The organism is Pseudoalteromonas sp. S4741 (assembly GCF_005886135.1).
In the GTDB taxonomy this organism is placed as follows: domain Bacteria; phylum Pseudomonadota; class Gammaproteobacteria; order Enterobacterales; family Alteromonadaceae; genus Pseudoalteromonas; species Pseudoalteromonas tetraodonis.
This window is the reverse complement of record NZ_PNCN01000256.1, coordinates 1-277: the sequence shown is the minus strand read 5'-3', so window position 1 is coordinate 277 and position 277 is coordinate 1. Positions and strand designations below refer to the sequence as shown.

Below are 277 nucleotides of genomic sequence, written 5' to 3'. Positions count from 1 at the left end.
GCCCAGTTATTAAAAACATTATCGAGTGATCCTGGCGTTTATCGCATGCTCGATAATGACAACCAAGTTATTTATGTCGGTAAAGCTAAAAGTTTAAAAACGCGGGTGAGCAGTTACTTTCGCTGCAATATTACCGACAGCAAATCCCGTGTTTTTGTGAGTAATATTTGTATTATTGTAGTCACACTAACTAATACACTAACAGAAGCTTTTCTCCTCGAAAACAGCCTGATTAAAAAATATTAGCAACGATTTATTATTCTGATTATTGATGACT

At 35.0% G+C, this 277-nt stretch carries 1 pseudogene; it reads left to right on the top strand.

Annotated features, from left to right (window positions below):
• Positions 1-243, top strand: a pseudogene (locus tag CWC30_RS18050) (GIY-YIG nuclease family protein); the annotation flags it as partial.
• Between the last annotated feature and the right edge of the window lie 34 nt (positions 244-277).